General features: G+C 44.4%; 18 protein-coding genes. All 18 read right to left on the reverse strand.

The annotated features are described in order from the left end of the window. Positions 1-192 precede the first annotated feature (192 nt). The gene (locus ACVBIL_RS16345; RefSeq protein ID WP_447163284.1) at positions 193-714 is read right to left on the reverse strand and encodes a type II secretion system protein; all 522 of its coding nucleotides are present in this window, start codon (positions 712-714) and stop codon (positions 193-195) included. Between the two features lie 26 nt (positions 715-740). After that, positions 741-1,256, reverse strand: coding sequence for a type II secretion system protein (locus ACVBIL_RS16350; protein ID WP_447163285.1), 516 nt, complete (start codon positions 1,254-1,256; stop codon positions 741-743). 26 nt (positions 1,257-1,282) lie between these two features. Next, positions 1,283-1,798 (reverse strand): type II secretion system protein, encoded by a 516-nt coding sequence (locus ACVBIL_RS16355; RefSeq protein WP_447168015.1) that lies wholly within the window; start codon positions 1,796-1,798, stop codon positions 1,283-1,285. A 62-nt stretch (positions 1,799-1,860) separates the two neighbouring features. Beyond that, a complete protein-coding gene (locus ACVBIL_RS16360; protein WP_447168016.1) occupies positions 1,861-2,469 on the reverse strand; it encodes a type II secretion system protein in 609 nt (202 codons plus the stop codon). A gap of 69 nt (positions 2,470-2,538) precedes the next feature. Then, a complete protein-coding gene (locus ACVBIL_RS16365) occupies positions 2,539-3,030 on the reverse strand; it encodes a hypothetical protein (protein ID WP_447168017.1) in 492 nt (163 codons plus the stop codon). Between the two features lie 21 nt (positions 3,031-3,051). Beyond that, on the reverse strand, positions 3,052-4,272 hold the full coding sequence (locus ACVBIL_RS16370; protein WP_447168018.1) for a type II secretion system F family protein: 1,221 nt from the start codon (positions 4,270-4,272) through the stop codon (positions 3,052-3,054). Positions 4,273-4,274: 2 nt separating this feature from the next. Further along, on the reverse strand, positions 4,275-6,008 hold the full coding sequence (locus tag ACVBIL_RS16375) for a GspE/PulE family protein (RefSeq protein WP_447168019.1): 1,734 nt from the start codon (positions 6,006-6,008) through the stop codon (positions 4,275-4,277). After that, positions 6,008-7,249 carry a tetratricopeptide repeat protein gene (locus ACVBIL_RS16380; RefSeq protein ID WP_447168020.1) on the reverse strand — a complete coding sequence of 414 codons (1,242 nt, stop codon included), beginning with the start codon at positions 7,247-7,249 and terminating at the stop codon, positions 6,008-6,010. The genes ACVBIL_RS16375 and ACVBIL_RS16380 overlap by 1 nt, the downstream gene beginning before the upstream one ends. Further along, positions 7,246-8,154: an ExeA family protein gene (locus ACVBIL_RS16385; RefSeq protein WP_447168021.1), complete on the reverse strand. Its 909-nt coding sequence runs from the start codon at positions 8,152-8,154 to the stop codon at positions 7,246-7,248. Before ACVBIL_RS16385 ends, ACVBIL_RS16380 begins: the two co-directional genes overlap by 4 nt. 2 nt (positions 8,155-8,156) lie before the next feature. After that, entirely contained in the window at positions 8,157-9,830 is a 1,674-nt protein-coding gene (gene mshL, locus ACVBIL_RS16390) for a pilus (MSHA type) biogenesis protein MshL (protein WP_447168022.1), read from the reverse strand. Between the two features lie 5 nt (positions 9,831-9,835). Beyond that, positions 9,836-10,171 carry an MSHA biogenesis protein MshK gene (locus tag ACVBIL_RS16395; protein WP_447168023.1) on the reverse strand — a complete coding sequence of 112 codons (336 nt, stop codon included), beginning with the start codon at positions 10,169-10,171 and terminating at the stop codon, positions 9,836-9,838. Then, entirely contained in the window at positions 10,152-10,808 is a 657-nt protein-coding gene (locus ACVBIL_RS16400; protein ID WP_447168024.1) for an MSHA biogenesis protein MshJ, read from the reverse strand. The genes ACVBIL_RS16395 and ACVBIL_RS16400 overlap by 20 nt, the downstream gene beginning before the upstream one ends. Continuing rightward, complete coding sequence (locus ACVBIL_RS16405) at positions 10,805-11,413, reverse strand: PilN domain-containing protein (protein WP_447168025.1); 609 nt, start codon at positions 11,411-11,413, stop codon at positions 10,805-10,807. The genes ACVBIL_RS16400 and ACVBIL_RS16405 overlap by 4 nt, the downstream gene beginning before the upstream one ends. Next, positions 11,410-12,291 carry an MSHA biogenesis protein MshI gene (locus ACVBIL_RS16410; protein WP_447168026.1) on the reverse strand — a complete coding sequence of 294 codons (882 nt, stop codon included), beginning with the start codon at positions 12,289-12,291 and terminating at the stop codon, positions 11,410-11,412. Before ACVBIL_RS16410 ends, ACVBIL_RS16405 begins: the two co-directional genes overlap by 4 nt. A 224-nt stretch (positions 12,292-12,515) precedes the next feature. Next, entirely contained in the window at positions 12,516-14,435 is a 1,920-nt protein-coding gene (gene csrD / locus ACVBIL_RS16415) for an RNase E specificity factor CsrD (RefSeq protein WP_447168027.1), read from the reverse strand. 171 nt (positions 14,436-14,606) lie between these two features. After that, a complete protein-coding gene (locus ACVBIL_RS16420; protein WP_447168028.1) occupies positions 14,607-15,857 on the reverse strand; it encodes a malic enzyme-like NAD(P)-binding protein in 1,251 nt (416 codons plus the stop codon). 200 nt (positions 15,858-16,057) lie between these two features. Beyond that, positions 16,058-16,831 carry a thermonuclease family protein gene (locus ACVBIL_RS16425; RefSeq protein ID WP_447168029.1) on the reverse strand — a complete coding sequence of 258 codons (774 nt, stop codon included), beginning with the start codon at positions 16,829-16,831 and terminating at the stop codon, positions 16,058-16,060. A 218-nt stretch (positions 16,832-17,049) separates the two neighbouring features. Next, positions 17,050-17,262 (reverse strand): 50S ribosomal protein L31, encoded by a 213-nt coding sequence (gene rpmE / locus ACVBIL_RS16430; protein WP_447168030.1) that lies wholly within the window; start codon positions 17,260-17,262, stop codon positions 17,050-17,052. Positions 17,263-17,359 lie beyond the last annotated feature (97 nt).

The following is a 17,359-nucleotide window of genomic DNA, read 5'->3' on the forward strand; positions in this document are numbered from 1 at the left end:
AGGTTCTAGGTTCTAGGTTCTAGGTTCTAGGTTCTAGGTTCTAGGTTCTAGGTTCTAGGTTCTAGGTTCTAGGTTCTGCAAATTCTAAAACCTGATTTCCCAACAGTTTAATAATTATGGCAAATAAAGCCACAATTAATGCCCTAGATACAAAAAAGGCCTGCGAGGCAGGCCTTTTTCACTAAGAGCTAATTAACAATCAGAGGCTGAAGGTAAAGCTAAGAAACTTGGACCAACTGAAGTGCTTGTTGCTTCGGTATAAGTCAACTTACATGCAGCTGGTGCACCTTTCTGCCAAATTTCAACAGACTTAGGTGTTCCTGCAGTATCTTTAATAATCCAATCTGCAGTACCAGAAGTCGCTGTAGGTTTGCCATCAGCACCAGCATCAAACACTACATCTAATGCTTTTTGCAATTCAGTTTGTGTCGCCTGCATATAGCCGTATTGAGTTACAGCCGTTACACCAGGAGCAATGATAACTGCAGGAGGCGGAGTCGCGTCAAAAGCGTCTCTCTCCTCACCAGCAATCGCAGCTTTAGAATATACAAGCGAATTTGAGCCTTGGATTGCCGCTTTCATACCCTGAAGCGCAGATGCACGCGCATCGCCTTGCAGGTTGATAAACTTAGGTGCTGCAGTTACAGCCAAGATACCTAGAATGATGATGACAACCACTAATTCGATTAGTGTAAAACCATTTTGCTTTTGCATTTTCATTTTCTCTTCAACAGGTCCGATTAACAGCCGTTATCTGTAATTACATAAGTTGGAACAGTGCTAGCATCTTTTGCTTGAGTATAAACAAGGTTACAAGCTTTTGCTGGCGGTCCAGTTACAGGGTCTGGAGCACCAGCCTGCGTAATTGTGGCCGTAGCCACACCACCTACATCAGCAAAAGTCACAATCCAATCAGTATCTGCAGTACCAAAATCAGCATCAACAGCATTATTTAGCTCTGCTAAAGTTGCTTGCAGGTAACCAAAGTTAGTTTGCGCTGGGTCTTCAGCTCCAATTTCTACACCTTCATCAGTAGCCCAAGATGAACCCGCTTTCTTCTCATCACCAGCTAAAGCAGCTTTAGCGAACACTAGGCCGTTAGCGCCTTGAATGGCACCTTTAACACCTTGCAGTGCTGATGCACGCGCATCACTCTGTAGATTGATAAACTTAGGCGCAGCTGTAACAGCCAAGATACCTAGAATGATAATCACAACCACTAATTCAATGAGGGTAAAACCATTTTGCTTTTGCATTTTCATTTACTCTTAAACAGATCCGATTAACAGCCAGTGTCTACAATTACATAAGTAGGCGTAGTTGTTGCTGTAGCCTCTGTATATGTAACTTGGCAAGTCTCACTGTCATTTGGGGCGCCAACTTGATTGATAACCATAGTTCCAGGAGTACCAGTGGAGCCAGCAGTTACTGTATAAACCCAATCAGCATTGCCAGGCGTTGCTACTGGTGCAAACGAGGCATCAATAGCAGTATTAAAATCAGTGCCTGTTGCTAATAAATAACCGTAAAGAGTCTTTACATTAATAGGAGCAGCCTCTGTACCGATGTTCACATCAGTTCCAGCTACATCGCTAGCTTTCTCTTCACCAGCTAAAGCCGACTTAGCGAACACTAGGCCATTAGCGCCTTGAATGGCACCTTTAACACCTTGAAGTGCTGATGCACGTGCATCGCTTTGTAAGTTGATAAACTTAGGTGCTGCTGTAACTGCCAAAATACCAAGAATGATGATCACGACCACTAATTCGATTAGTGTAAAACCATTTTGCTTTTGCATATAAAATTCCTCGATCACGTAACAAATACAACTAACGAATCAACTCGTTAGGTTGTAAAAACTTAGTCAATAAAACTCGCTACTTGGCCTGAACCTGGGTTGTAAGTCACCCCTTTACCTGCCAAATTGTTCAAATCAGCCAAATCCCCAGTCGGTATGCCCGTTTGAGGATTTAACACGAGTGATGAGGCTAGGTAATACAGACAAACATCAAGACCGCTTACAAGCTCGCCGTCTATAGTATTTGAACTACCACCCGCTCCTTTTGCCACGCTCACTACATATCTTGCTTTACGCGCATCTTCTCCTGAAACTACGCTTCTTGGGGCATTTTGTAAAACAAGCTCAAACACTTGTTGGCAAGAACTTTGGTCCATGCCTTTTGCATCGGTATTGGTTGCACCTGTTGGATAACCAAAACGCGTATCGAGCGATACCGTTGTACCATCTAGCAACACGGTATTATTACGACGACCATCGACTTCCCACTGCGAACGCACAAAGCTCACCGCAGTGCTCAAACCACCCGCTACGCCGTCTACACTGGCATCTTCAGCATCATCAGTTACGTTTAAAAAACGCGGTATCGCTGTCGCAGCCAACAAACCTAAGATCACGATGACTATGACTAACTCGATAAGGGAGAAGCCCTTTTGATACTGTTGTTTCATTTTACCCCCAATGTTGTATGCGGCTATTCTAGCAGTTTGTTAAAATTAGAAAACAGATAATTTCACTCTTTAGTCGGCCCTTGTCAAAAAAATGACTCGCCCCGAGGTGGTTTGATAGCTAATACTATCGCCTGACTCGCCAATATAGCGACACTCACCTGTATACACGTTGAACTCTGTATCAATTTGTAGAGCGTAGCTTTTACCTAGCAACTCTGACAACAACTGCTGACAACCAGCAACACTTATCTCATCCATAATAGGCCAGCCCCCCACTGCCATCCGTACTTGGCCTGTAGAGGTAATATGTTCTTCGCTGTCTGAATACCAATCCAATTGCAGTACTTCAGGCTTGCTTCGCATCAACCATTGTGAGCGCACCACGCCGAGTACATTCAATAATCGAGTATGCTCTACTCGAACGCTTTGCTGGCCCACTTGTTTAATACTGCCAAAATAATGAAAACCTAAGTAAGACAATACAATCAGCAAAATTATCAAGGCGAGCACTTTGCCATAGATGCTAATCAGCTCGCTGTCGGCCTTGTGTTGCCTTAGCACCTTAATGTCCCAGAGGCTTCATTAATTGCCCCCCTTAACCACATTAAGCATATCCCACATAGGCAGGTAAATACCCAGTGCTAGCACCAAGACAATACAGGCAACAAAACCAATTAAAATGGGCTCTAACTTGGCGGTTAAGTTTTTAAGGTCGTAGTCGACCTCGCCTTCATAAAAGTCAGCAGCGTCATTGAGCAGCTCATCGATTTGCCCCGTCTCTTCACCTACCGCCACCATCTGCAGCACGAGAGGTGTAAACAGTTGACAGTTATTCGACACTCTTAACATCGAATCGCCCGACTCGATACCTCGGCGCATACCCACAATACGGTCGTGCATATAGGCATTATCTACGGCGTCAGCAACAAGACTTAGCGCCTGAGTCATGGGCACGCCTGCACTCAACATCATTGAAAAACTACGACAATAACGCGACAGGGTTGAACGCTCGATAATACTGCCGACTACGGGGATATTTAACTTCCATTTATCCCACTGTTTCTCGCCTTTTTCCGAGTTATGCCAATAGCGAATACCCACAAACCCAGCAAGGAGTACAAGGATCATCGCTGGCCAGTAATTGACGAAAATATTCGAGGTATTAATTAACAGTTTAGTCGCCCACGGAAGATCGGCACCAAAACGCGAGAACATTTCTGCAAACTTAGGGATCACCATGATGTTTAAGATCACCATGGCAATCGCAATCGCGATCATTACAAATATCGGATAACGCATCGCCGCTTTAATCCGTCTACGCGTTTCTTGCTCACGTTCGATATAGCCTGACAGCTGAATAAAGGCGTCCTCAAGTTTACCTGTGTTCTCCCCCACATGAACCATAGAGACAAACAGCGCATCAAATACGTCTGGGTGTTGGTTCATCGCTGATGATAGCGGGCGACCTGAGGTTAACTGTGCTGAAATATCATCGAGCGCCTCTTTCATGCGCACCGAATGCGTCGTTTCAGAAAGCCCTGCTATTGCTCTTAAGATCGGGATCCCTGATCGTGTCAACGAGTACATCTGCCGAGTGAAAATCTGCAGTTCTTCTAATGCGACCTTACCTTTAAATAAAGACTTTAAGTCAAACTCTTTAGCTTCTTTTGCTAATACTAGCTCAAGGGGGATCACGCCGCGAGACATCAGTTGATCGGCAGCCGCACTCTCTGAGCTAGCATCAACTTGCCCTTTTATCTGCTCACCTTGAGCGCTTCGACCGCGGTAGTGATATGTAGGCATGTTTAAGCCTCACCCAAATCTAATGAATTATCGCTCACATCTTCAACCAACTTGGCAACCTCTTCTATGGTCGTCATGCCCTGTGCTAAGTATTTTAGGGCCGACTTTGCAAGCGGAGTAAAGTTTGGACTCTGGTAGGCTGCGTGAGTAAAGTCTTGTGGATTACCACTGCGCATCGCCTCAATCATAGGCTCATCAAGCTCTAAGATCTCAAACACACCAATACGGCCGCGATAACCACTGCCATTACAGCTTTGACAACCCGTACCTATTTTAAATGTGGCTTGTGAGTAATCGAGCTGACTCACGCTAGATAGCCAGGCTTTATCTTGGGCGCTGAGATGGTAGTCAATAGCGCAGTTTTGACATACTCGGCGCACCAATCGCTGTGCAATGATGACTCTAAGCGCACTCGCCACTAAGTAGCTTGCCGCGCCCATATCCAGCAAGCGCAGGGCACTGGTCACCGCATCGTTAGTATGCAGAGTCGAGAGGACGAAGTGACCCGTTAATGCGCCACGTAGACCAATTTCTACCGTCTCTTGGTCTCGCATCTCACCGACCATGATAATGTCGGGATCTTGTCGTAAGGTGGTTCTGAGAACGTTAGAAAAATCGAGACCAATTTTATGATTAACCTGTACCTGATTAATACGAGGTAGCTGATACTCAACAGGGTCTTCAACGGTAATGATCTTGCGATCTGCGGTGTTAAGCTCACTCAACACGCCGTAAAGGGTCGTAGTTTTACCGCTACCTGTCGGCCCGGTAACCAGTAACATTCCGTGAGGACGCTTGATCTGACGGCGGATCCTTGCCAGCATTTCTGGCGGCATACCGGTTTCATTTAGCGTCAGTAGGCCTGCTGATTGATCCAGCAAACGCATCACCACAGACTCACCATGATAGATCGGCATCGTCGACATACGTACGTCAATCTTATGCCCTTTGATTTCTATGTGAAAACGCCCATCCTGAGGTAAACGCTTCTCTGAAATATCCAAGCCAGCCATTAGCTTTAAGCGCAGTACTAACGCCGCAGCGATGCTCACTTCAGGCAAAATATTTTCGTGTAGCTGACCATCAATACGCTGGCGAATTCGCAGTGCTTTTTCACCCGGCTCAATATGAATATCTGATGCTCGCATCTGCACAGCATCTTCAAAGATGGATTGCAGCAGTTTAACAACCGTGGTTTCGTTGTCGCTATCACCGTCCGTCAAGCTACCGAGATCAAACAGCTCATCAGCGGCGTATTCCTCTTCCAGCTTACCCGCAATTTGAGCAATTTCGTCGGTGCGGCGATAAAGGTTATCAAACGCATGCAATAACTGCTCTTCAGTTACGACCGCAATAGATATGCTCTTTGGGGCCAACAACAACTCTAAGTTATCCATGGCTTGTAGATCGGCAGGATCGCTCATCGCAATCAGCACGTCATCGCCTCTATCTTCGACAACTAATGCGCGATATCGTCGAGCCTGCACTTCAGGTAACAAACTCACGACTTCCGTCGCTATAGCGCGCTTACTAATATCGATGAAAGGAATGTTGAGCTGATGCGACAAAAACTGCAGCAATTGTTGCTCTGTGATACAAGACAAGTCGATTAGCGTACGCCCAAGTTTCTTTCCCGTACTACGCTGTTCGCTTAATGCTTGTTGCAACTGTGCTTCGGTGATGATGTGCTCTTGAACGAGCAGATCACCTAATCGCATTTTTAACTTGGGTTTCACTAGTACGCTCCTAACTGCAGCAATCGATTATCAACGTAAACTTTAGCTTGTGCAGATAAATTACCTTGCGACAAGGCTTGGTTGTAAGCCAACTTTGCCTCGGTATATTGTTGCTGGGCATCTAACGCATAGCCTAGGCCCATCCACCAGCGCCCTTGATAAGGCTCACTCTTGGCTAGCTGCCTAAAACTTTGCTCGGCAACGGGATAATCCTTCTGCTTTTGAGCTAAATCACTTTGCTGATGCCACTTTTTAATCGCTAAATCACTGGAGTCTGGGATTAGCGCTAAGCTTTTAAGTGCTTGCTCATTTTGCCCCCCCGCCTGCAGGACCCGCGCTAATAACAATGAAAACTCGTATTCCTGCGGAAATAACAACTGACCTTGCTCTAACAGTTTCGCCGCTTGAGCTAATTTATTTTGGCCATAATACAAGGCCGCCGCCTGTCTTCTAGCTTGATGCAATGCAGGGTTATACATCAATGCCGCTTCGTAATAGGTTAACGCATCCAGATGCAACCCCTGCTGCTGTGCATCGGTTGCTAACAGCATCTGCTTTTGGGCAAGTGCTTCAGGCGAAAGCTTCACCTCTGTTACCGCCATATTGCCGCTGCGATGCAACGCCTTTTGAGGCTGACTCGCAGGGGCTATATTCATCTGGGCAACTAGAGATACTGGAACCTGTGGCTTAGGTTTAGTGACTTCAGTTGTTACTGTCTCTGTTTTTGGTTTAGTGGCTGCTGTAGCGGCCAGTGTAGTAGCTGGTTTAGTAGCGGGTTTAATTAGCTCAGTAGTGACTGCTGAGGCCGATAATTTTGCGTCTTGTTGCGGTGCTACTTTGGGCTCTTTCGTCACTGCTGTCACTTTCGCTATGACAGGCGTTGCAGCATCCAGCTCCTGAGTTCCAAGTTGAACGTTAGCCTGCTCCTGAGGCTCTACGTCAGTGTTAACTAGAGGGCTATCATCCTTTGGCTCATCTACAGATTCTTTAACATCACTCATTGCTGCAGGCGGCTGAACACTCACTTGCTTAATGTTTATTTCGGTTTCTGACTGCAACACACCGGTTGCCCAAAAAGCCACAAAGCCACCAATCACTAACGACACTAAGCTCGTTATTACTAAAGCGCGCTTTGAAGTTGAGTTAGCTTTATAAGCCAATTGCGGCGTGGCCATACTTTCGATATTGTGAGGCTGTTGACGCTTATCTAAATCTTTGAGCATTTTGTTGATTACACTCATATCACGCCTCCTTTAAACCAATAAAACACACTAACGGATATGCCTGTTATCACGGCCATGGCTAGCGCCCATTTAATAACGCGGCCTGGATGAGCCCTAGCGTCACTCGTGTCGACAATCGCCGCATTTACGTGGTGCCGCTCAACACGTTTGCTACCTTCGCCAAAGGCCACCAGCAATGCCTTATGGGACAATATATTTATCAACCGTGGAATACCTCTGGCCGCTTTTGCGATACGTTTAGCATAGGAGTCATTAAATAAAGACCCATTATCACTGCCCGCTACGCTCAATCGGTGCTGAATATAAGCAGCCGATTCATCAAGCGTTAATGAGCGTAAGCAATAACTAAAGCTGATCCTTTGTCTAAGCTGCCTAAATTTGTTTTGCGCCAAACGCTCATCGAGCTCTGGTTGGGCAAATAACACCACCTGCAGTAGCTTACGGCTTTCAGTTTCTAAATTAGTAAACAGACGCAGTGCTTCAAGACTTTCATCTGGTAAAGCTTGCGCCTCATCGAGCACCAAGATAATTGAATGGCCGTGTACACTTAATGCCAACAGTTGTTGCTGAATAAGACCGGTTAATTGCTGCTGATTAATTTGGCTTGAATGTTTTAAGCCAAGCTCCATCGCCACTGCCCAACGTAACTCATCTGGAGTCAGGTATGGATTAGGCAGATACGCACAATGAAAACGCTCAGGCAGATCATTCATCAACTTACGGCAGATGAGCGTCTTACCCGTTCCCACTTCGCCGGTTACCTTTATAAAACCTTCACCCGTTTGTAACGCCGTTTGCAGCACTTGTAAGGCTTCTACGTGCGGGGCAAGGCCAAAGAAGAATCCCGTATTCGGGGTAAGTGAAAACGGGACTTCTGTTAAGCCAAAATGCTGCAGATACAAGCTTATTGCTCCTCAGGATACCAACGGTCAAGTAGTTCTTGAGAACGCTTCAACTCGTTTTCCCAAGTGTTAGCACCGACAACAATGGGTTTAAGCAAAATCACCAATTCTGTTTTCACAGTGGAGTTAGCACGGTTAGTAAAGAGTTCACCTAGGTAAGGAATATCACCGAGTAACGGGACTTTTGAGACAATCTCAGTATTCTCACTCTTCATCAAGCCACCAATCACCACGACATCACCGCTAGCGGCCTTAATCACGGTGTCTGATTCGCGGATCTCACTCTGGGCAAGAGGCAACTCCAATGTGCTACCGGAGATCTTAATAATCTTAGTTTGCTCTTTTATATCTATCACTGATGGGTGGATATGCAGCAATACATTGCCTTGCTCATCAATTTGTGGCGTAACATCAAGCGCGATGCCTGAGAAGAATGGCGTCAATTCAACATCTGGAGTGGTTATTGGAGTATTACTTGCCACTGTCGTAGAAGAAACGTTAGTCACAAAGTACTCATCGGTACCGACCTTAATAACCGCCTTCTGGTTATTAGATGCAGTCACACGTGGGCTTGATAATACATCCACATCACCTTGAGTATCGAGCAAACTAATCATGGTGCTAAAGTCAGAGCCTTGCAGCTTAATCGATGTAACCCCGCCTAATACGCTAGTAATTTGATCGCTAAGGCCTGTCGTCGGGCTGGTACCAAAGCTAATATCTGTGCTCCCCGCATGACCGAGGACACTTTCCCAGTGGATCCCCTGCTGATAGCCATCAGAGAGTGTCACTTCAAGTACTTTGGCTTCCAAGATAACTTGACGCTGCAGGTGACTTTCAGCGGTCTTGATAAAATTACGCACCTGGCGAATCTCATTTGGATAAGCTCTAACGGTCACTAAACCCGCTTGCGGCGTCACCACCACTTGGCGTCCACCACCAGAGTTACCAATAATCGATACTAAGGTCTCTTTTAACTCGCCCCAAAAATCTGATTTAGTCTCAGAGCGAATAAAAGTGCCGTTAGTTTGATCGCTTGAACTGCTATTTGAGCCAGAATCACTGTTCGAGGAATTATTGAAATTACTATTACTGTTGCCGTTACTATTACTGTTGCCATTAGAATTTGAATCATTATCTGAAATACGACCTGAACTCACAGAGGTCAAAGACAGACCTTGGCGTTGCATGTACAGATAATTTAACGAGAAAGTCTCTGTTCGCATGCCGGCAGGGAAAATACGTAACACGCGCCCTTCTCGGCTCACCTCGTAACCATAAATATCTTCAACAACTTGTAACGCTTCTTTCAGAGTCACGCTTTTTAAAGACAATGAAATTTTGCCTGTTACATCAGGGTGCACAGCCACACTTAACGGTGTACCTTGTGCTAGGCTTGGGAAAAAAACTCTGGCATCGACATTATTCGCCGAAACATCGAAACGTCGTTCCGTCGGCCTTGCAGGTGCAAAACCTTGCAACAAGTTATCAGAAGACAACTCACGCTGCACATCATCAGGCATGACAGCTGGCGGCGGCGTAACATTTGCGGCCTTATCTGCAGCGATAGATTCAGCTAACGCCTCTTTAGAGGCTACCGGATTAGGTCTGTCAACAGTTTGGCAAGCCACTAAAAGTAGTGACAGCAAAGGGGTGATATAGATAATTGAGCGCATTTTTATTATTGTCCCTTAAGATCTGTTACAGCTGGAAACAAAGTCAACTTACGACCGTCAGCTAACGACACAGTGTCTTTACCAATATGCACGATTTTGACACCTTTAACTTTTCCACCTAATGTGAAAATTTGATTATTTATCACAGCGTAAGCTGAATTACCTTTTTGAACGATACTATTTAGCACCATGCTGGTGCTTGATGTGCTTTTCAGCGAAGTTGTTTTTGCTGACATATAACCCGGTTTGGTCGGATCGCGCAGCGATGCAGCATTAAGGTTAAAACCTAACGTACTGCACAGGAAGGCAATCAATAGCGCACTAATCTGTTTTGGCAACACTGATAAAGTCCTTACTAATACTCAAGGTATAAAGTTCTAATGTAACAGAGGCCTTAGGATACGTATCAACTTGATAGTCCATACTGCGCCAGTACAATTTGTTCGGCATGCTTTCGACCGCTTCCACAAATCGTAATACCGCAAAATAATCACCGACAAACTCAAGCTTAATACCATGGCTATATAGATTGACCTTCTTGTCTTCACCCACCTCTAATAACGGAGTGGGTGCAATTGAAGTAAAAGATTTGAGCTTGATTCCTTTTATCTTAGAAAGCAGGCCAGCCAAAAGCGTTGGCATATAGTCGGCTGGCACCATATCGACCATTTGATGAGAAAGCTGCTCATCAAGCGATTTATGCTGTTGGTTAATGTTGTTTAACCGTTGGCGATAGTCTTCATCAGGATCTTTTCGAAGGCTCTGTTCATATAGCTCTATTTGTTGCTCGGAAATCCTATTTTCACTTGCAACCGCTTGGTTCAGCTCGGTGAGTTGGCCATGCTGTTTCAAAACCGATTCTAGCGGGATATAAAACAGTAACCCGACCACTATCAGCCCCGCTGCGGCGATTAAGACTCGCTCTCGCTGACTTAAAGCATCAAACTTTTCAGCGATTAAATTCCATTTTTGTTTCATTTAATCAACTCCTTACCCATAGAAGTCGCATCGCTGGTCAACTTAAACGCAAGCGGCTGGTTTTCACCTAGATTCATCGTCATGGTTGCAAAGGCATGGCCTTTGAGGGTGGTTGTGGTTTTTAAGCGTTCAATCCATAACGGCACGCTTTCAGGGCTAGAAGTAAAACCTTCAAACATGTAATTTTTCTCATTTACTTGAATACGAGTTAGCCAAATACTTGAATTAGCAACGCTAGCAAGATCTGTCATTAATGGGGAGTAGCCATAACTAGTCAGTATTTCTTGCTGACTAAGCTTACTAAATAACTTCTGTTTCAGTTCCAGCTGCTGCGCTTTTAAATTTACTTCAGCGACTAATGCTTCGCTCGGCCCGCGCTTTGCTAACGCAGTCTCAAGATTTTTTTTATCTGAATCAAGACGCTGTTTATCTTGCAAAAGCATTGTCTTGTCAGACTCTAGGCTAGAATTCAATGCATAGACTGCCGCACTAGAGAGTAATAGTACGACCACTACCGCTAGCATCGCTTGGTTTAATCTTAAAAAGGATAAACCTAGTTCTGGCGGAAAGAGGGTATCGGAATAGAGGTTTACTCTTAACTTCATTGTTGCTCACCTCGCATCGTTTCAGCTAAAGCTAACTCAGCGAACGTTGCGTCAACAGAAGCGCCTTTATAGGCCGTCACACTTTGATTAAAGTTGGCACTAATCAAACTAGCTAGCTGTTCACTCTGCCCCCCCATGACTAACTCTATTGAAGAGACGGGCGCCTCACGCAGTTGACTCTCAAAATAATCCATCGAGCGCTGGATCTCTAAACTCAAGTTGTCAGCAACACCATAGCCCAAATCTTCCGCCGAAATCTTATCGATTTGTAAGAAGCCCCTGACTCGCCTCTGCATGAAGACTTCGCCAGCCTTGACTACAGTTAGCAGTAACTCTTGCCCTTCGCGGTGGCTCAACACTAATCGAGCTTGGTTATCATCAAACAGATTACTGATTGCCATCTCTTCAACGGTGACACCACTGGTGAGCAGGCCTACATTCTTGGCTGCTAATAATAACGCTGAGAGAAACGATTTTTCGGTGACAACGACATTAACTTTATTGGTGGTTTGCTTAGAGGATTCGAAGTAATCCAAATGAATATCTGTAACAGACTGAGTCACAATATCTTTTACTGACCAAAGTAATGCAGCACAGAGCTCTTCTACAGGCACGTTCGGCTTATCAACTAACAGTAGTTGATAAAAATCAGCCGCTAGTACGATTTGGATTTTCGCAGCACCAAATTCTTTAACCACTTGAGAGAAGGCTTGATTCCAGTCGTGATGACTAAAAGAAAAAGTCATCATTTTAGCATCGAGCTGAGGCGTAGATGCTTGAAAGACGGATATTGTTTCAGCGCAAATATAAATGCCCAACATTAACCTTGGTGCAGGTTTACGCCAAAACTGGATTTTATCCAACAGGCTTTTTTCCATTAATCCATGCCTTAAAAAATGACTCAAAATCTAATCTAGAAAATTCGTAGAAGCATATTAAACATGTTTAACATGTAACTTTGTATATTTAATACTTTTATAACTTATCTAGATAGCGCAAGACTCTTATTATGCCATTAGTGTAGCGAGTTATCCCTGATTATTATAGATAAAACCCCAAATTAAGAATATCTCGCAACAAATACCCTAAAAAAGAAAACAAACTATACCTCTTCGATCGGCTCGCTGAAAAAGCTTCCTTGGCCAGCACTAACACCCAAAATCTGCAATGTTTGCCACTCTTCGAACACTTCTACCCCTTCCGCACATACCTGCACATCAGTACGGAACAGACCCGCAATCAGGCTTCGAACAAACAGTTGATTCTCCGCACGCAGATGAATTTGATTAACAACTGAACGATGAAGCTTAATTAAAGAGATTGGGTAACGCTGGATATACTCAGTACTCACGACTTGTTGACCCACGCGATCGACACAGATGCTTGCGCCCATTTTATTGATCATATCCAAGGGCTCTGTGAGCAGATCTTGATGCTTGACTAAGATGTCTTCATTCACCTCAAAGATAAGCCTTGGGGCTAAATGGCGATACTCAAGTAACGTCGTTTTCAACCAGCGCACGAACGCACGGCTGGTTAAGGTGTCTAGGCTTAAATTAATACTAAACTTTAGCGTGTTATCTTTATGCTTAGGCAACAGGTCAAACAACACCATCTCTATGACCTGACGCTCAATTTGTGGTGTCAAACCGCACTTTATCGCCATAGGTAAAAACAAGGTTGCTCTCACCAAGTTTCCTTGCGTATCTCGCAAGCGACAAGTCACCTCTTGGTGATGCGCCAGCGAGTCACTGTCTACCACAGGCTGTGAAAAAAGAAATACCCTTTTGCTCACCAACACATTCTCAAGAAAACTTCGCCAACGTACAGAGCCTTTTGACAAGTCACCATCAACCGAGCCCTTGTCATACATAAACCAACTACTCCCGCCCTGGAATTGAGCGGAGCGCAGCGCGAGTTCAGCCTCTTCCATTAACGCATCTTTATCATCACCGACTTTAAAGTAAGCGCCACCTAAATGTATAAAGTCGTCTGGTAGTGGGATAAATGTATTAAGTTGATTCAGGCTCAAGCGTAGCAATTTAGCAGCCAGCTGGTCAGCCTCAGCTTGAGATATTTGTGGCACCACAACAGCGAATTGGTTGTATGAACGTCTTGAGAAAATACTATTCGCTTTGTCCGCTAAGATTTGGTTGACGACATTAATTAACTGTAACAGCAGCTCGTCGACCTCGTGATCCGCTAACTCTTTACCGAGTAAGTCCAAATCCTCCATCTCAAACAGATACAAAACACCTGGCGTCATCATACCTGAGCCATTACTTAACGCATCCAAGCGGTTTTTCAAAAACAAACTATTACCTATGCCTGTTTCCGCATCTAAAAATGTATTCGACCGAATAAACTGATCAAATCGAGCACGCTCTTTATGCGCATCATCAAGCTCTAACAGCAGGTGCGTTAACGCTCGATTGATTAACCTCGGCTTACCATGCCCCTTTTCGGCCAACGCTTTATCATACTGCCCCGACAGAATAAGACTTGAGCGTTGCGCTAAATGCTCAATCCCTTCAAGGTGCAGTGAGAACCAGCGAAACCCAAAACGCACAAATAGGAATACAGCAAGGCAGCCGATGACAATAATCAGTAATTCATACCAGCCAATCTCACCGCGACTAAATGGTTGAGGTAAAGTAAGGTGCATCGACAACTTGCCACCAGCGAGTTGACTCTGATAGTTCACCCCGCCTCGTTGAGGAGTCGGTGACTGATACTCAAAAATAACCTCTTTGCCTGTCGATAACGTAAAGGCATGTGCGCGATACGCATTAAGTAAAGGCGGTAACCACGCATTAATCTGCCCACGATTTTGCTGCGCTACCTGTTGTTCAACTTGCTGTTCAAGTAAGTTTTCTAGTTCGGTAACCTTTTGCTGCTGAAAGGTATAGGTGAGTTGAATAAAGCTAACCATAGCGGTCAAAAAACAGATGAACGCGACACCAGCGAGTGACATAAGCCAAAAGCTAGTCAGTTTTTTTGTAAGAATTCGAGTCAGTTTCATCTGTCCGCTTCCTGCTGGATCTTATTGTTGTATCTAAACCTGCATCCTCAAGGCGATGGAGAATGACGTAAAGCCAACCTTACCTTGCTAGCCTTCAGTTATACAGTAATCGAAAAACTCTCGGCAACAAAAAAGGGACCCAAGGGCCCCTTTTTCAAACTATCAGAGTACTTACGACTCCATATAGCCTTCTGGAAGCTCTTTAATTATCGCAACGCCAGATTCAATTGCTGCAATTGCAACCGCTTTGGCCACATTAGGCAAAAGACGTGCATCCATTGGTTTAGGGAGCACGTATTCAGGACCAAACTCTAATGAGTCAACATTCGGATATGCAGCGAGTACAGAAGCAGGAACAGGCTCTCTCGCCAAAGCCGCAATTGCACGTACTGCGGCAATCTTCATTTCATCGTTGATTCTTGAAGCACGTACATCTAACGCACCACGGAAAATGAACGGGAAACAAAGCACATTGTTAACTTGATTAGGATAATCACTACGCCCCGTACCCATGATCAAATCTTTACGCACATCATGAGCAATCTCAGGTTTGATTTCAGGATCAGGGTTAGAACAAGCAAAAATCACCGGCTTATCAGCCATTAACGCAACATCTTCGGCAGCTAAAACGTCAGGACCAGAAAGGCCTAAGAATACGTCTGCACCTTTAATCACATCTTGCAGCGTACGCTTGTCAGTATTGTTAGCAAATAGCGCTTTATACTCATTGATGTCATCACGACGAGTATGGATAACACCCTTTCTATCTAACATGTATACGTTTTCACGCTGTGCACCACAATTAACAATCATGGTCATACAAGCAATCGCAGCAGCGCCAGCACCCATACATACAAATACTGCTTCTTCGATAGACTTGCCTTGAATTTCAAGCGCATTAATCATACCGGCAGCCGTTACGATTGCAGTACCATGCTGATCATCATGGAACACAGGTACGTTACAACGCTCAATCAGTGCCTTTTCAATTTCAAAGCACTCTGGCGCCTTGATATCTTCTAGGTTAATACCACCAAATGTGTCGGCAATGGCTTCAACGGTATTAATAAATTCTTCAGATGTTCTGTGCTTCACTTCAATATCAGTGGCATCAATGTTAGCAAAGTGCTTGAAAAGCAAAGCCTTGCCTTCCATAACAGGCTTAGATGCCAATGGGCCTAAGTTACCAAGACCTAAAATAGCCGTGCCGTTAGAGATAACAGCAACGGTGTTGCCTTTACCGGTATAACGGTAAGCGTTGTCTGGATTAGCCGCAATTTCGCGTACAGGCTCTGCAACACCTGGGCTATAAGCCAGTGCGAGGTCCATGCTAGTTTCTGCGGGTTTAGTTAGGCAAACTGCTGTTTTGCCTGGAACGGGGAATTCGTGATAATCGAGGGCTTGTTGACGAAGATCTGCCATTTTTCTAATCCTGAGTGCGACTAATAATATCCTGAGCGAAAGGTCGACAACTAAAGGTTCATTATTCCTCAATTTAGATTCTTTATAGAGATTTTAAATTGAGCAAAAAACAGTTAGTTGATAGCCGCTAAGATACTTGAATCTCAGGTCATTTCAAACAAGTTCTTCTCATTTTTTAACTTTATCGCTATATATTATTCCTAAGGGGCATTTTCCATGGTTATCTGCGAGGCATGTGTCGCATTTAGGCGATATTTGCCGTAAGAAAAGTACAACTTACCTCTTACTATTACGCGGCTTTCAAGCAAATTCAACGTCAAAATGTTGCTAAACTTACCAATATCTTGCTGAGCCATCATCAAAACCAAGTTATTGTCGATATTAAGCTCGAAATTTGGACCTTTTCTTTCATAACCCGTAACAACTCCTCTGACCTCTCGCCATTTATTACTGTCATTACGCGTTAGCTTGTAGGTGGTCAAAGGTTGATAGGCTTTATGACTCCATAAGCCCACTTTATTTGTACGTGCGCTTCGTTCTATTTTACTTAAACACTGCCAAAAATAGTCGTTTTGGTAGACTCGTGCCTTAGCAAAACCATTAGCTAGCATCACCTCTTGCAGATGCTCTAATTGCTCAGTGTAGACATAGGCCAGCGTTCGACCAAACGGATCTAAGCGCTTCTTATCAAATGCAAGTAACAGCGACTGACCGGGTATAACGACTTCAGAAAGGAATTTTTTTGCAGGTGTAGCGTAAGGCTGAGAGAGTTCTGGAAACTGGAAATCAATTTCAGGGGAGTCGATACCGATGAGTCGCACTAAGCGGCCGTCGGTTAAAGTAATCGTATCACCATCATTAACATAATCTAAGGTAACGGTTTCATCAAATTGAGTAGGGACACATAGGCTTGCTTCGACTCCGAAGGCCTGCAAACTAAAAAGCAGAATTGCCAGTAACGTTATTCGGTTCATTTTAGGCTCCGTTTATTACATCCATACTCAGTGCCAACCACTTACGTACTGCATCAACACACATTCATACCTTTCGGCACAACTAAAATAACATGCTCTAATATTATACTGCTAGCCAATAATCTAGTGATTAAACATTATTATCATTGAGTAAACTCATATTTTAGATAGCAAAAAGGCGCCAAAAGGCGCCTTTTTTAAATTCATTGCAGAAGTAATTACTTCTTGCCAAGTGCACCAAAGCGCTTGTTGAACTTATCGATACGTCCGCCACTATCCATAACTTTCTGGGTACCAGTGTAGAACGGGTGACATGCACCACATACGTCTAGGTGTAAATCTTTACCTACAGTAGAGTTAATCTTGATAACGTTACCACAAGTACAAGTTGCAGTGATTTCTGCATAATCAGGATGAATGCCTGGTTTCATTGGAATTACCTCAGTAAAAGGCCATGTCGCTCTTCCAACCCGAAGTCGGACACCACATGCAGTTAAAATAAAATTATTTAGGCGGCGAATAGTACAG

Source organism: Shewanella sp. 125m-7 (assembly GCF_052977045.1).

Coding starts and splice junctions, on each gene's coding strand:
- ACVBIL_RS16420 (WP_447168028.1), bottom strand. CDS start 15,857: ATGGCAGATCTTCGTCAACAAGCCCTCGATTATCACGAATTCCCCGTT.
- ACVBIL_RS16350 (WP_447163285.1), bottom strand. CDS start 1,256: ATGCAAAAGCAAAATGGTTTTACCCTCATTGAATTAGTGGTTGTGATT.
- rpmE (WP_447168030.1), bottom strand. CDS start 17,262: ATGAAACCAGGCATTCATCCTGATTATGCAGAAATCACTGCAACTTGT.
- ACVBIL_RS16400 (WP_447168024.1), bottom strand. CDS start 10,808: ATGAAACAAAAATGGAATTTAATCGCTGAAAAGTTTGATGCTTTAAGT.
- ACVBIL_RS16360 (WP_447168016.1), bottom strand. CDS start 2,469: ATGAAACAACAGTATCAAAAGGGCTTCTCCCTTATCGAGTTAGTCATA.
- ACVBIL_RS16355 (WP_447168015.1), bottom strand. CDS start 1,798: ATGCAAAAGCAAAATGGTTTTACACTAATCGAATTAGTGGTCGTGATC.
- ACVBIL_RS16410 (WP_447168026.1), bottom strand. CDS start 12,291: ATGGAAAAAAGCCTGTTGGATAAAATCCAGTTTTGGCGTAAACCTGCA.
- ACVBIL_RS16345 (WP_447163284.1), bottom strand. CDS start 714: ATGCAAAAGCAAAATGGTTTTACACTAATCGAATTAGTGGTTGTCATC.
- ACVBIL_RS16405 (WP_447168025.1), bottom strand. CDS start 11,413: ATGAAGTTAAGAGTAAACCTCTATTCCGATACCCTCTTTCCGCCAGAA.
- csrD (WP_447168027.1), bottom strand. CDS start 14,435: ATGAAACTGACTCGAATTCTTACAAAAAAACTGACTAGCTTTTGGCTT.
- mshL (WP_447168022.1), bottom strand. CDS start 9,830: ATGCGCTCAATTATCTATATCACCCCTTTGCTGTCACTACTTTTAGTG.
- ACVBIL_RS16425 (WP_447168029.1), bottom strand. CDS start 16,831: ATGAACCGAATAACGTTACTGGCAATTCTGCTTTTTAGTTTGCAGGCC.
- ACVBIL_RS16370 (WP_447168018.1), bottom strand. CDS start 4,272: ATGCCTACATATCACTACCGCGGTCGAAGCGCTCAAGGTGAGCAGATA.
- ACVBIL_RS16380 (WP_447168020.1), bottom strand. CDS start 7,249: ATGAGTGTAATCAACAAAATGCTCAAAGATTTAGATAAGCGTCAACAG.